The sequence below is a fragment of the Syntrophus sp. (in: bacteria) genome, from assembly GCF_040768185.1.
Taxonomy (GTDB): Bacteria; Desulfobacterota; Syntrophia; order Syntrophales; family Syntrophaceae; genus Syntrophus; species Syntrophus buswellii.
In genome coordinates this window covers 63,486-76,513 of sequence record NZ_JAXGNC010000005.1, presented here as the reverse complement: position 1 = coordinate 76,513, position 13,028 = coordinate 63,486, and the positions used below count along the sequence as shown (strand labels likewise).

General features: G+C 55.8%; 11 protein-coding genes. 6 read left to right on the top strand and 5 right to left on the bottom strand.

The genetic code is table 11. The features are described from left to right. Positions 1 to 156 precede the first annotated feature (156 nt). From tolB to ybgF, 3 genes are all read left to right on the top strand, one after another. Positions 157 to 1,518: a Tol-Pal system beta propeller repeat protein TolB gene (gene tolB / locus AB3175_RS06915; RefSeq protein ID WP_367360220.1), complete on the top strand. Its 1,362-nt coding sequence runs from the start codon at positions 157 to 159 to the stop codon at positions 1,516 to 1,518. A 216-nt stretch (positions 1,519 to 1,734) separates the two neighbouring features. Then, entirely contained in the window at positions 1,735 to 2,433 is a 699-nt protein-coding gene (pal, locus tag AB3175_RS06910) for a peptidoglycan-associated lipoprotein Pal (protein WP_367360219.1), read from the top strand. A gap of 18 nt (positions 2,434 to 2,451) precedes the next feature. Next, entirely contained in the window at positions 2,452 to 3,285 is an 834-nt protein-coding gene (gene ybgF / locus AB3175_RS06905) for a tol-pal system protein YbgF (protein WP_367360218.1), read from the top strand. A gap of 12 nt (positions 3,286 to 3,297) precedes the next feature. Here the strand turns inward: ybgF and AB3175_RS06900 are convergent, their stop codons facing one another. The 4 genes from AB3175_RS06900 to AB3175_RS06885 form a co-directional block, all read right to left on the bottom strand. Then, positions 3,298 to 4,161: a hypothetical protein gene (locus AB3175_RS06900; RefSeq protein ID WP_367360217.1), complete on the bottom strand. Its 864-nt coding sequence runs from the start codon at positions 4,159 to 4,161 to the stop codon at positions 3,298 to 3,300. A gap of 44 nt (positions 4,162 to 4,205) precedes the next feature. After that, on the bottom strand, positions 4,206 to 5,909 hold the full coding sequence (locus AB3175_RS06895) for a tetratricopeptide repeat protein (protein WP_367360216.1): 1,704 nt from the start codon (positions 5,907 to 5,909) through the stop codon (positions 4,206 to 4,208). 79 nt (positions 5,910 to 5,988) lie between these two features. Continuing rightward, positions 5,989 to 6,972 (bottom strand): divergent polysaccharide deacetylase family protein, encoded by a 984-nt coding sequence (locus tag AB3175_RS06890; protein WP_367360215.1) that lies wholly within the window; start codon positions 6,970 to 6,972, stop codon positions 5,989 to 5,991. Between the two features lie 25 nt (positions 6,973 to 6,997). After that, on the bottom strand, positions 6,998 to 8,305 hold the full coding sequence (locus AB3175_RS06885; protein ID WP_367360214.1) for a S41 family peptidase: 1,308 nt from the start codon (positions 8,303 to 8,305) through the stop codon (positions 6,998 to 7,000). 313 nt (positions 8,306 to 8,618) lie between these two features. On the opposite strand from AB3175_RS06885, the gene AB3175_RS06880 reads away from it, so the two are divergent. Both AB3175_RS06880 and AB3175_RS06875 read left to right on the top strand, forming a co-directional pair. Next, a complete protein-coding gene (locus tag AB3175_RS06880) occupies positions 8,619 to 9,452 on the top strand; it encodes an S-adenosyl-l-methionine hydroxide adenosyltransferase family protein (RefSeq protein ID WP_367360213.1) in 834 nt (277 codons plus the stop codon). Positions 9,453 to 9,485: 33 nt separating this feature from the next. Next, positions 9,486 to 10,766, top strand: coding sequence for a DNA recombination protein RmuC (locus AB3175_RS06875; protein WP_367360212.1), 1,281 nt, complete (start codon positions 9,486 to 9,488; stop codon positions 10,764 to 10,766). 89 nt (positions 10,767 to 10,855) lie between these two features. Here the strand turns inward: AB3175_RS06875 and AB3175_RS06870 are convergent, their stop codons facing one another. Continuing rightward, complete coding sequence (locus AB3175_RS06870) at positions 10,856 to 12,052, bottom strand: OmpA family protein (protein WP_367360211.1); 1,197 nt, start codon at positions 12,050 to 12,052, stop codon at positions 10,856 to 10,858. 281 nt (positions 12,053 to 12,333) lie between these two features. Here AB3175_RS06870 and AB3175_RS06865 point away from each other — a divergent pair, with 281 nt between their 5' ends. Further along, positions 12,334 to 13,017 carry a phosphoribosylanthranilate isomerase gene (locus AB3175_RS06865; RefSeq protein ID WP_367360210.1) on the top strand — a complete coding sequence of 228 codons (684 nt, stop codon included), beginning with the start codon at positions 12,334 to 12,336 and terminating at the stop codon, positions 13,015 to 13,017. Positions 13,018 to 13,028 lie beyond the last annotated feature (11 nt).

The window sequence follows — 13,028 nt, the reverse complement described above, 5'->3', positions numbered from 1 at the left end:
CTTTTTCGCTGCCGGCCCGGAATCGGGGCCGTGGCGGAGGCGTGAATAAGGGGTACGGGAAGTCTGTAGAGGAGCAGGGCGGGTCCGATGTCCGGGGCTTTGATCTCCTCGAATTGGATCAAGGTGCCGGAGAGCCGGTACACGGGAGGTTCTGGCATGGAGAAGGAAAATAAACGGAAAAGAAGACCATGGGCGGCGATTCTACTCGTATGTTGCGCCCTTGCGTTGTGGGGAGGAGCGCCGGCGATGCGGGACGCCAGGGCAAGGGTCTATATTGATATCGATTCGCCGGCATTTCAGAAAATACCCGTTGCCGTTGCCGACTTTGCCCCCATGCAAGGCAATTCGGGTCATGAGGAGCTCTCTTCATGGTTTCCCGGGGCCCTGAACAAGTCCCTTGACCTGACCGGGTATTTTACACTTTTGGATGCGCACGGCAGTTCCCTCAAGGCGAATCCGCCCGCTTCGAAGGAGGGTGGAGTCGACTTTGCGGGCTGGAGCAATCTGGGCACGGAGTACCTGATATCGGGGGGATTTTCCCATCACGGAGGGAAGCTCTCCGCGGAATTCCGGCTCTTCGATGTCGTGCAGGGCCGTCAGGTTCTCGGGAAGCAGTACTCGGGCGGATTTGAAGACCGCGGGGAGATGGTTCTTTCTTTCACCCGGGAAGTACTCCGGTTGCTGACTGGAGCGGAAGGTTTCTTTGATACGCGGGTTGCCTTTGTCGCCCGCCAGGGTCAATCTTCAACCCTCTACACGGCGGGATTCGGGGCAGTCCTCGGCGCTCAGGAACTGACCAGAGTGATGAATTCTCCCGCTCTGATTCTTTCTCCCCGCTGGTCTCCCGATGGCCGTTATCTGTGCTTTGCCTCGTATCGCGACGGGCAGCCCGATGTCTTTGTGATATCCCCTTCCGGTTTCGGTCTGAAAAAGATCGTCGGTTTCAAGGGGCTTAACCTTCCCGGTGCGTGGTCTCCCGATGGCCGGCGTCTGCTGCTGACCCTGAGCAAGGATGGAAACGAGGAAATCTATGCAATGGAAATTGGCAGCGGGCAGTTGCAGCGTCTGACAAGCAATTTCGGAATTGACGTGTCTCCCGTCTGGTCGCCTGATGGACGGAAGATCGCCTTCGTCTCGAGCCTTTCCGGGTCGCCGCAGATTTACGTGATGAATGCCGATGGTGGAGACGCCCGCCGGCTCACCTATTCGGGCAGTTACAATACGTCTCCGGCCTGGTCCCCCAAGGGGGATAAAATCGCCTACGAGGGGCGATCGGGAAGCGGCTATCACATTTTTTCCGTGGATGAGGATGGCGGCAATGTCCGGCAGTTGACCTCCGGAGCGGGCGATCATGAATCGCCTTCCTGGTCTCCCGACGGCCGTTTTCTCGTATTTACGATCCGCAGCGGCGGCCGCAGCAGGATCAACATCCTCAATGTGAACACCCTGGACACGCGGACCATTTACGAAAGCGCCGACCGCATCCTTAGTCCGGCCTGGTCCCCCCGGTTAAAGTAAAAAAGTTTCAATTTCCCTGATTTATTGAGAAATAAATTTTTTTAGAATTAAGGATTGACCTTTTTTTACAGATTGTGATTTAAAATTGCAGCGTTGTTTTTTCCTTGGGAAACGGGACGGCGGATACCGTATAAGCAAGCCCTTTTTCTGGTTTCTGAAAGGGAGGATATTTCCCGCTTCGGATGTTTTTAAGGGGTAGAGAAAGGAGAAGGATCGATGATGAAGACATGGTGGGTGCTGGGGATATTGATCTGCGTGCTTTTTTTAACCCTTGTTTTTACGGCGGGATGCGCAAAGAAACCGACTCTCGGGGAGGGGGCGGGGGGTGCACAACCGCCAGGCGGAAAGCTCGAGGGTGCGACAGGGATGGCGGCGCCCACCTCTGAAGAATTGGCGGCCATGAATAAGGCGAGGGCTCTGAAGGAGCAGACGCTCAGGGAGCAGGCGGAAAGGGAGCGTCTGGCAAAGGAGCGGGCAGAGAAAGAGCGGTTGGAGAGAGCGAAGGCCGAACGAGAGCGCCTGGAGAAACAACGGGCGGCAGCCGAAGCGGAAGGAACGGTCCAGGCAAGGGGTGAAGGCCCCCTTGTGGATATCTATTTTGAATTCGATCAATTCACCTTGAACTCCGAGGCGCGTGAACTGCTGCGGAAGCATGCGGCGTGGCTTTCGGCTCATCCCGGGCACGATCTGACGATAGAAGGCCACTGTGATGATCGCGGGACGACGGAATACAATCTGGCTTTGGGCGAGCGGCGCGCCGCGGAAACTCTGAAATTTCTTGCTGCACTGGGAATCGACACGGCCAGGATGAAGACGATCAGCTACGGGGAAGAGATGCCCCTGGATGCTTCAGGAACGGAAGCCGCCTGGGCAAAAAACAGAAGAGTGCATTTCGTCGTCAATCCGAAAAAGTAAGATGCGGAGGTAAGTCTTTTGAAAATCTTGAAACTCCTTGCCCTAGTTGCCGGCCTGGCTCTTGTTTCGGGCTGTGCCACAACCAAAGACCTGGACCGGACTTCGGCTGAGCTGAATTCGAAGATCGGCGTCGTCAACGAGAGAATGACGGCGACCAATGAAAGCCTTTCGGCCTTGAAGAAAGAGGTCGACGCCAGTAAAACCGTCCTGGAGACTTTGCGAACAACTCAGGCCAATGAAGGCGCCGACCTGACCGAGCTTCGCGACCAGGTGCAGAAGTTGCGGGGCCAGATCGAGGTGCTCAGAAAAGAGGTCGGAGGGGTATCTGGACGGAGCGGCCATGATGAACTGAAGGAAAAGGTGGATCAATTGGCCCAGAAGGTCAATTTCCTGGAAACCTTCCTTGCCATCGGGAACAAAAACAGCCCGGCCTCCGGTATGAACGGGACCAAGGCCAAGGAACCGGTGAAACCCAAGACCGCCAGGGAGGACCAGTATGCTGCCGCCTACCTGTCCTTCAAGGAGGGAAAATACGAAAAGGCAAGGACGGAATTCCAGAATTATCTGAAATCCTATCCCAAATCCAGCTATTCCGATAACGCCCAGTTCTGGATTGGCGAAAGCTACTATTTCGAAAAGAAATATGAAAAAGCCATTCTGGAGTACGACAAGGTGGTCAAAGGCTATCCCAATGGAAACAAGGCGGCCAACGCACTGTTCAAGCAGGGGCTGTGCTTTATGATGCTGGGCGACAAGGCCAGCGCCAGGCTGATTTTTCAGCAGGTCATCAAGAATTATCCGAACACGAGCCAGGCCAGGACAGCCCGCGCCAAGCTGCTGGAAATCAAATAAAGAAGCGAATTACTACTCCTCATTGTATCTGACAGGTTCCATGCCGTCCGGGATTTCGAGAGCAAATAAAGCCGCCTCGATGCCATCGAGGATCTGGAGGTCCGTATAGCGAAGGGTGAGGGTCACGGGATTCGAATCCCCGATGACAACGGATATCTTTGCCGGAAAATCGCCCGTCTCCTTGATGCTCCCGCGGTCTTCAAAGCGTGCCCTGTAGCGCAGCTCCCCATCCCGCCCCCAGAGAGCCGCCTGGTGAAGGGCTCCTGATCCCTGCTCCAGCCAGAAAGCCTGAATCTTATTTTCCCCCCGGTAGACTTCCAGGCGGTCGTATTTCCCTTCCAAAAATCCTTTCAGGGTGACATCCGGTCCCTGGAACCTGGGGACAGTTCCCCGGAGGAGGGCAAGCATGTCGGAAAGCTGGAAACGGTACGAGAAAAAGGGCAGAAAAGCGGCCAATTGAGCGGGGGATGGCGCGCCGATGTAATATTTTCCCTCCTGGGGCAGAAGGACTTTCATCGTGTCCTTTTCAAAGGTGAGATAAAAATCGGGGGGGCCGAAGAGAGGAATCGATTCGAGGCGGAGGCGGTCGGGATACTGCAGCAGAATAGCGGCTTTTAACGGGTAGCGCCTGGAGGGGGTGGCAATGTCGATTCTGGCCAGGGCCTTCAAGGCCGGGGGCTTTTCTTCCGCCGCCGCAAGCTGCTGCCAGAGCATTGGCGGAGGTACGGAGCTCATGGCCACTGGCTCCGGCGCCGTCTCCGTCATTGCGGCGCAGCCGGCAAGGATCAGTATGGCCGGCAGGGCGAGAAGGAGCATACGGCAACGGCCCATCGGTTTTCCGGATCCGCTCTTTTTCTTGTTTTTGATGGGATTCATGGGGGCAGCCGCTTCTTTCCTCTTTGAATATCCCGGTCGGATCCTCAATGGCCCAGCTGTTCGATCTTTTTTCTCAGGGAAGAATTTTCGGGAGAAAGCTTCAGCGCCCGCTCGTAAGATTCCCGAGCCTCTTTCATCTGTCCGAGCTTTCTGTAGGCATCGCCGAGATGCTCTGCAATGGTCGGATCGTCGGGAATCAGCAGGCTGGCCTGTTTGAGGTACCGGATCGCCTGTTCGATCCGGTTCATTTTAAAATAGACCCATCCCATGCTGTCCAGGATATAGCCATTGTCCGGCTTTAACGCCAGCGCCTTGCGGATCAGGCTTTCAGCCTCATGAAGATGGATGCCCTTTTCGGCATAACTGTAGCCGATGAAATTGAGGGCCTCCGCATGATCCGGGTTGAGTTCCAGAACATGTCTCATGGTGCGGATGCTTTCCTCGAAGCGATCCATCTTACTGTAGAGTTCACCCAGTCCGTAATAGAGCTCCGAGTTTTGAGGGAACTCTTTCAGGCCTTCCTGGAGAAGGCTTTCCGCCTCCGGGTAGAGCTGCTTTTCCGAATAAAGTGCTGCCAGGTAGGTGTAAAGATTGGGCGCTTTTTTCCCCTTCGAGAGAGCTTCCCGGACGATGCCGATGGCCAGATCGGTCTGCCCTTCTTCCTTGAGCAGTATGGCCATCCGGATGCGGGTATTGGCATACAGATCCGAATCCGGGGGGATCTTTTCATAGATCTCCATCGCCTTTTTGCTCTCATGAATTTCTTCATAGGCTGAGGCCAGGAAGTACAGGATTTTCGGATCAGAGGGCGCCAGGATTAATCCCTTTTTAAATTCTTCGATAGCGGCCTGGTGATTACGCCGTTCATAATAGATCAATCCGAGGGTGAAATGGATGTCCTTATTGGAGTCGTCGATGCTCAGGATCTCGCGGAATGTCTGTTCCGCTGCCTCGTAATTGCCCTGTCGCAGGTAAAATTCCCCCAGGCGGATTCGAATGTTGACCCGTGACGGATGGCGCTGAATGAAGTCCTGATATGCCGTGACGGCCTGCTTGAATTTCTTCTGCCGCTCATAGAATTGAGCCAGATCGATCAGCGCCGCTTCCAGGGAGGGCTTCAGGGAAAGGGTCTCCAGGAAATAACGTTCCGCTTCTTCATATCGCTTCAACTCTGCCAGTACTTTGGCCATGTAGTAGGTCCCGAGAACATTTCCGGGATCTTTTTCCAGGAGGAGGGCGAAGACCTTGACGGAATCGTCGTAACGACCGCTTTCAGCATAGAGCGTTCCCATGTAGAGATAGGCAGGGATGTTGTCCGGGTCGAGTTCAATCACCTTCTTGTAGGTGCGTAAAGCCTTTTTATAGTCCTTCATCGTGATATAGAGGTTTCCCAGAATGAGGTAAACCTCCGTGTCCCCGGGGTCGTAGACAAGGGCTTGTTTGCACAGGTCGATGGCTTTGGTGATCTCCCCCTTCTCGACATAAAGCGAGGCCAGTTCCTTCATCAGGTAGGGGGAAAGAGGATCCTCCTGGAAGGCGGTCTCCAATTCTCCGATGGCGTCGTCCAGCCGGCCGTCCATCGCGGCAAGGACTCCCAGCATGTAATGGTATCCCGCGCTGGAGGCTGAGGCGGATGAAGCCCTGTCGGGAAGAGCCCTTCCGGATTCCGGCGGGACTAGGGCGCATCCCCCCAGGGCGAGAAAGACCGAGAAGGTAAGAAGTATCTTGACTATCAGCGTGTTGTGCATACGTCCTTTGGAGATAACATCTCGATTCTTGAGGGAAGTTTCATGTGTCTCAGCGTTGTCTGCCCGTTGCCTGGTTTTTTCACTGAACCATGTGTGACACGGGAACAATGAGAACCCCCCGGGATTTCCATTCCGGAACAACCTTCTCCAGGGCCGCGATGGTGCCCGCATAGGGGTGGCCGATGAGAACCAGGCCGCGATGGCTGCCCTTTGAAGAAGACAGCACGTCCAGCAGGATTCTGCGGGTGGCGCGGTAATCCTGCCCGTTGTCAATGAAAATCTGCCTGGCGGCAAAGGGAACCCCGACTTCTCGAGAGGCCGGAGCCGCTTTGGATTCCGCTGTCGTGCGGCTGTCGATAAAAAAGAGCCCCCTGCCTTTCAGTTCCTTCATGACCACAACCATCTTCTCCTCATCCTCGGTGAACAGGGATCCCATGTGGTTGTTCACGCCGGATATATGTGGCACGGAGTCCAGGTTCCTGGTGAGAACCTTTTTGAGTTCGTCGTGGTTCATCGCCGTGAACAGCGCCCCCGGCCCCGGCTTTTCCTTCGGGTATGCATGGGGCTCCATGGGCAGGTGGAGGAGAATGTCCCTGCCCGCTTTGTGGATCATTTCCGCCGCGGCAACAGAGTGAGGCCGATGAGGCAGAATGGCGAAACTGATGGGTGCTTCAATCTTCAAGAGGTTTTTTACCGAAGACAGATCGAAGCCGATATCATCAATGAGAATGGCCACCTGCAGACCGGACAGGCGCTCCTGCGAAGCCGGCTTTCTTTTTTCTGGCTCCGGGGAAGGGGCCGGTGTCCCCTTTTCGCGAGGTTCCTGAACGACGGGAGGCGCTTTACCGGACCCCTCCTGTTTCATGGGGGCGTGTTTTCCGGGAACGGGCCTGCTGACCGCCGGGGGAAGTTTTTCCTCGCCTGGGCGATCGGAAAAGAGTTCATAAAAAACCGCGGCGGCAACAACAAGAAGCAGCAGAATGACAATTCGCTTGATTGTTTTAAAAGGGTCCGCTCCCTTTCTGCCTTTCCGCTGGGATCGTCCGGTGGCTTTCTTATTCAAAGGTCTTACCTGACTTCAGCTCTCGTCACATCTTCCCGGCGCCCTGAAAAATGCCCCAACTTTTCAAGATGTCGACAGCCGCCTTGAGCTGATTGTCCTGTGACTGATCATCAAAAGCCCGTTTTTTCAGCTCGGCCGGTTTCTTGTCTTCCTCTCCGGGGGCCTTGATGTGACCCTTGAGATCCCTTTCCCGCATGCCTTCACTTTCTGTACCATTTTCATCGGCTGGTTTGATATATTTGACCGTGACATCCGGAGTGATCCCCTCGGCCTGGATGGAGCGCCCTCCGGGGGTGTAGTATTTGGCTGTTGTCAACTTCAGTGCCGCGCCCTCCTCCAGGGGGATGACGGTCTGGACGGACCCCTTGCCGAAGGTCTGAGTTCCGAGGACGAGCGCACGCCCGTTGTCCTGCAGCGCCCCGGACACGATCTCGGCGGCGCTGGCCGTTCCCTCGTTGACCAGAATAACGATGGGGCAGGTCAGCTCATTTCCGTCATCCCGCGCCACAGACTTGCTTTCCACGCTCTTGATGCGTCCCCTTGTAGAGACAATCGTCCCGGACTTCAAAAACACATCTGAAACCTCGATCGACTGCGCGAGCAGCCCGCCTGGATTATTCCGCATGTCCAGAACAAGCCCCTTCAATGGGAGGGGCGACTTTCCCTGCAGTTCAGAGATCGCCTTTTTTAAATCTTCGGCGGTTCTCTCCTGGAAGGCGGAAATACGCACATAGCCGAACTGATCATCGATCCTCCTGGATTTGATGCTCTTCACCTGAATGATGGCCCGCGCGATGGTGATGTCCTTCGGTTTGGGGAGCCCTTCCCGCATGATGGTTATGGTCACCTTTGTATCCCTGGGGCCGCGCAGCTTGGTGACCGCTTCCATGATGGTGATGTCCTTCGTGGACTGACCGTCGATCTTGATGATCTGGTCTCCCGCCTTGACGCCTGCCAGAAAGGCCGGGGTGTCTTCAATGGGGGACACCACGGTCAGAACGTCATTGAGAATTGTAATCTCGATGCCGATTCCGCCAAAAGAGCCCTTTGTTTCCACTTCGAGCTCCTTGAACATTTCCTCGGTCATAAAGGTGCTGTGAGGATCCAGCGACTTCATCATCCCGTTGATGGCGCCTTGAAGAAGTTTTTTGGAATCGACGGATTCAACATAATTTTTATCTATGATATCAAGTACTTCACTGAATACTTTGAGCTGTTTGTAGGCGCTGCGGTCCAGGGCAAAGGCCTGACCGTTCCCGATGGGAGATAGAAAGATCAAGAGCGTGAAGAGGCATCCTGCCTTCAGGATCCTCCTGTTCAAAATGCTGTTCATTCAAACCTCCATGGTTGAAGTTTCTGGTTTCCGCGGCCCGCCAACCGGTGATCTTGGGCGGGCCTTGAAGCAAAAGGTCAAACTTGTTAAAAAAAACGTCCTGGTGATTACAGGACTTCGTTGAAATAAAAAAACAATCATTGAATTTTGTTGCGTCAAAATAACATTTTTTTTTATGAAATTTCCATTACTTTTTCATTTCAGAAGCGTTGCCGTGCGGCCGGGCAGGGCGTCTTTTTCGCCGCCTGCCATGAAATGAAGAAAGGTGGATTATTCTGTTGCCTGTCGCATTGGTGTGTAATAAAGAACAGGGATGCTGATACAAGAGAACTCGGGCCGGGCAGGAAAAGGTCATGCCGGCCGCATCATAACCCTTCTGACGGATTTCGGGCTCCGGGATGTTTATACGGGAATTCTGAAAGGCGTGATAATCGGCATTGCACCCTCTGTTGCGATTGTCGATTTGACGCATGAAATTCCCCCTCAGGACGTTCGGGCCGCGAGCTTCTGCCTGGCCATGGCTTATCCCTTCTTCCCGAAGGGGACCATCCACCTGGCCGTTGTCGATCCGGGGGTGGGCACACAGCGGCGGGCCGTTGCCGTTGCGATGGACGATTCGGTGCTCGTCGGGCCGGACAATGGAATCTTTTCCGGAGTCTTTCAGAAGGGGGTCATCCAAAGGGCGGTGGCCCTGACCCGGGCGGAATTCTGGCTGACGGAAAATCCAGGCTGCACGTTTCACGGCCGGGACATTTTTGCCCCCGCAGCAGCCTATCTGGCCTCCGGAGTGCCCTTTGCCAGGCTGGGCGAGGCCGTTGACCCGGCCACGCTGGTGCGCCTGGATCCCGCCGGCTGGAGCGAGGACGGGGATGGCTTTTCAGGGTGCATCCAGTATGTCGACACGTTCGGAAACCTGGTGACGGACATTCCCGGGCGCCTCGTGGAGGGAAAACAGTGGAAAATCCAGGCCGCCGGGCAGGAAATTCCCGGCGGAAAAACCTATGGGGGTGTTTCGCCGGGTGCTTTGCTGGGCCTTGTGGGGAGCCATGGATTTGTGGAGATAGCGGAAAACGGGGGGAGCGCCCGGATCTCGCTGGCCATGAAACTGGGCGATCCGGTGCGGCTTGTGTACGATGACGTCCGGTGACGGATTTCTTGGAAGGATGTGAGCAGATTGGTCATGAACAGCCCTGTTATCCTGGTTCTTGTCGCCCTGGCGGCTATCGCGGTCGTTCTCCAGGTGGTTCTTGTCTTCCGTAAACCCCGCGTCGATCCGGCCTTCAGGGACGATGTGATTCAAGGTGTCGAGCGGTCGGCTGAGCGGGCGGAGCGGACCGTCAGAGAAGAAATATCCAGGAACCGGGAAGAATCGGCCAATGCCCTGCGGCAGTTCAGGGAGGAGCTTGCCGGCACCCTCAAGGGCGCCGGAGATACCCTTCATCAGCAACTCTTGAGCCTGACCCGCATCAATGAACAGAAGCTCGAGGCTCTGCGGGTATCCGTGGAGGATAAACTTCAGGCCATTCAGAGCGACAACGCCACGCAGCTCGAACGGATGCGGGAGACGGTGGAAGAGAAGCTGCAGGGGACGCTTGAGGCCCGCCTGGGTGAGTCCTTCCGGCAGGTAAGTGAACGACTGGAGCAGGTATATCGGGGACTGGGCGAAATGCAGTCCCTTGCCGCCGGGGTGGGGGATCTCAAAAGGGTCCTGACCAACGTCAAAACGCGGGGCATCTGGGGCGAGGTGCAGCTCGGGGCGATGCTGGAGCAGGTTCTCCATCCCGAGATGTATGCAGAGAACCTTTCGACGAAGGAAAGCGGAGAGCGTGTGGAGTTTGCCGTAAAGCTTCCCGGGCGGGACATGGAGCGTGATGAGGCGGTCTGGCTTCCCATTGATGCAAAATTTCCCATGGAGGATTATCTGCGCCTCCTTGAAGTCCGGGAGAAAGCCGGAGGGGAAAGCGCGGAGGCTGCCGCGAGACAGCTGGAAAGCCGGATCCGGCAATGCGCCCGGGACATCTGTGAGAAGTACATCAATCCACCGAAGACGACGGATTTCGCCGTTCTGTTTCTGCCTGCGGAAGGGCTCTTCGCCGAGGTGGTCCGCCGCACCGGCCTGGTGGAATACGTTCAGCGGGAATGCAAGGTGGTCATTGCCGGACCCACCACGCTCTGGTCTCTTCTGAACAGCCTCCAGATGGGCTTTCGAACCCTGGCCATCCAGAAGCGCTCCAGCGAGGTGTGGGCCCTGCTTGCCGCGGTGAAAACGGAATGGACAAAATATGGCGAAGTTCTGAGCAAGGTCCAGAAGAAGCTCTCCGAAGCGTCGGATACACTGGACAAGGCTCAGAGCCGGAGGCGGGCGATCGGGAAAAAGCTCAAGGATGTGCAGGAGCTTCCCGATACAGAGGCGGAGGCCCTGCTGAGGGTTGAAGAGAGCCGGGAAGAGGGTCCCGCCTGAACGGAAAAAGAAGGCCCCTCAATGCTGTCGATCTTTCGCATTGAGGGGCCTTCGGTTTTTCAGGGTTCAACGAAGCGCCGGATTAAGGCTTACCGCTGAAACACCGCGCTGACTCTCCGGTTCTTCTGCCTGCCTTCGCTGGTCGCGTTGCTGGCGATCGGTTTGTCGGGGCCGTAACCCACAGCCTTGATGCGGGAGGCATCGATGCCGAATTCGCTGACAAGATAATCCTTGACGCTGTTGGCGCGGCTCTGGGACAGATTGATGTTGGCGGCTCTCGCCCCGGCATTGTCCGTATGGCCTTCAATGACTACGGTTGATCCGGGATTCTCTTTCAGGAATTCTGCAACCTTCTCGATTTCAGCTCTGTACTGGGGCTGAATGTCGGATTTTCCCGTGGCAAACTGGATCTTGAGGGTCATGCCTGCGGGTGCCTTTGCCTTGGGTTCGGGAACCGGCTGGGGTTCCGGAGCTGCCGGAGCAGGAACCGGTTTGGGCTCTTCAACAACAGGGGCCGGTGCGGGGGCTGCCGGCGGAGGGGTTTTCAGGAAGACCTTCTCCACAAAGTCAGCCATGCCCTGCGGGGTGGAGATGCTCTCTCCCGTGACCATGAATCCGCACTTGCCGGCATCGGCTACCTGCTGCATCATGTTGACGCCTTCATTCTTGTCACCAATGTCAATCGTTTTCGTTTTGTCGCCAAGGAGAACGGTGTAGATGCAGACTCTATCGCCGTAGGCACTCTTCATTTTCTTTGCTGCTCCAACCGGGTCATAGGCTTCCATATCCTCACCGTCGCTGAAGGCGATGACGGCCAGCTGGCCCGACTCCGATTTCAGATCGGCGGTTGCACCATCAAAAGCCTTGTCCAACGGGCTGAGGCCTCTTCCCCAGGTAAAGGGCTTAATGGCGTCCGGCAGAGCGGCCTTGTTGTACGCCGCGGGGCCGAAGAGATTCCATGAAGTCGCATCCTCGAACACGTCCTTCTGGCCGAAGGCACGCGCCGCAGCATTGAGCTTCAGGTTGGGGATCGTGTCATTAAAGAGATTTATAAGGGCTTTTTCCTGCTTCAGTTTGGTGGTCAGTTTGCAGTTGTCATTCATCGATCTGGACTGATCGACAAGGACCTCGAAGGAATTGACCTTCTGAACGAGCTGTCCTGAGGTCAGCTTCGGGTTGAGGTCCACCGCCGTGACGAGGGGTGCCGCTTTCTGCGTGGCGCATCCCGTCATCAAGGCAAACATCGCGAGGGGAGCAAGGATCTTGAAAATTGTTTTTCTGTGCATTTTTTTCTCCTTTCTGACTTAGTTTAACCTACAAAATTTAATTTGTAACACGCTTTTAAACTACGGCATAATAATAACATTGTTGAATTGTGTCAAATGGAATCATCACCTGGAACATGCTTAAAGCGTTTTTTCTTCATTTTTAATGCACTTCAGCTCACCAAGGCAAGATATGGTTCCAGAACAGGCTCAAAGAAATCAGGGAGAACCAAAGGGTTGCGATCTTAAAAAAATTGAGAGAAAGGGTTCTTTTTCTTGATGAAATGAAAACATTTGGAAAAATGATTCAGATTGCGGGCGTGATGGATATGGCCGAAGCCCGCCTGCTGGCTGCCGCCGGCGTGACCCATCTCGGGTTTCCCCTGCGTCTTCCAGTCCACCGGGAGGATCTGAGCGACGCCGAGGCGGCGGCGATTATTGCGCGGTTGAGTCCGTCCGTGGGGGCGGTCCTGATCACTTACCTCGATGAGGCCCGGGACGTTGCCGGGTTATGCCGTCGACTGGGCGTTCGGATCGTTCAGCTTCATGGAGAAATCTCTCCGGCGGAAGTTTTGCGGCTGCGGCGGATCGCTCCGGAACTGGCCGTTATCAAAAGCGTCATTGTGAAGGACAGCCACCTGGGAAAGGTGGGGGCAGAGGTCTTGAATTATGCGCCGCTCGTGGACGCCTTCATAACGGACAGCTGGGATCCGGCAACGGGAGCCTGTGGAGCCACGGGCCGGGTCCATGACTGGGATGTCAGCCGCCAACTGGCGGAACTTTCTCCGAAACCTCTGATTCTGGCAGGCGGCTTGGGGCCGGAAAACGTTCGGCAGGCGATTATCCAGGTGCGTCCGGCCGGAGTGGATGCGCACACCGGGGTGGAAAGGCCGGACGGCCGCAAGGACGAAAAGCGGGTGCGCTCCTTCGTGGAGGAGGCGAGGGCGGCCTTTTGGGAGTTGGACGCCGCCCGGGATCGGGGATGATCTCAAGGCTG

What these genes read in the sequence shown, in the direction of transcription:
- AB3175_RS06870 (WP_367360211.1), bottom strand. Translation starts at nt 12,052, where the DNA reads ATGCACAGAAAAACAATTTTCAAGATCCTTGCTCCCCTCGCGATGTTT.
- AB3175_RS06885 (WP_367360214.1), bottom strand. Translation starts at nt 8,305, where the DNA reads ATGAACAGCATTTTGAACAGGAGGATCCTGAAGGCAGGATGCCTCTTC.
- AB3175_RS06865 (WP_367360210.1), top strand. Translation starts at nt 12,334, where the DNA reads ATGATTCAGATTGCGGGCGTGATGGATATGGCCGAAGCCCGCCTGCTG.
- AB3175_RS06895 (WP_367360216.1), bottom strand. Translation starts at nt 5,909, where the DNA reads ATGCACAACACGCTGATAGTCAAGATACTTCTTACCTTCTCGGTCTTT.
- AB3175_RS06875 (WP_367360212.1), top strand. Translation starts at nt 9,486, where the DNA reads ATGAACAGCCCTGTTATCCTGGTTCTTGTCGCCCTGGCGGCTATCGCG.
- tolB (WP_367360220.1), top strand. Translation starts at nt 157, where the DNA reads ATGGAGAAGGAAAATAAACGGAAAAGAAGACCATGGGCGGCGATTCTA.
- AB3175_RS06880 (WP_367360213.1), top strand. Translation starts at nt 8,619, where the DNA reads ATGCTGATACAAGAGAACTCGGGCCGGGCAGGAAAAGGTCATGCCGGC.
- pal (WP_367360219.1), top strand. Translation starts at nt 1,735, where the DNA reads ATGATGAAGACATGGTGGGTGCTGGGGATATTGATCTGCGTGCTTTTT.
- AB3175_RS06900 (WP_367360217.1), bottom strand. Translation starts at nt 4,161, where the DNA reads ATGAATCCCATCAAAAACAAGAAAAAGAGCGGATCCGGAAAACCGATG.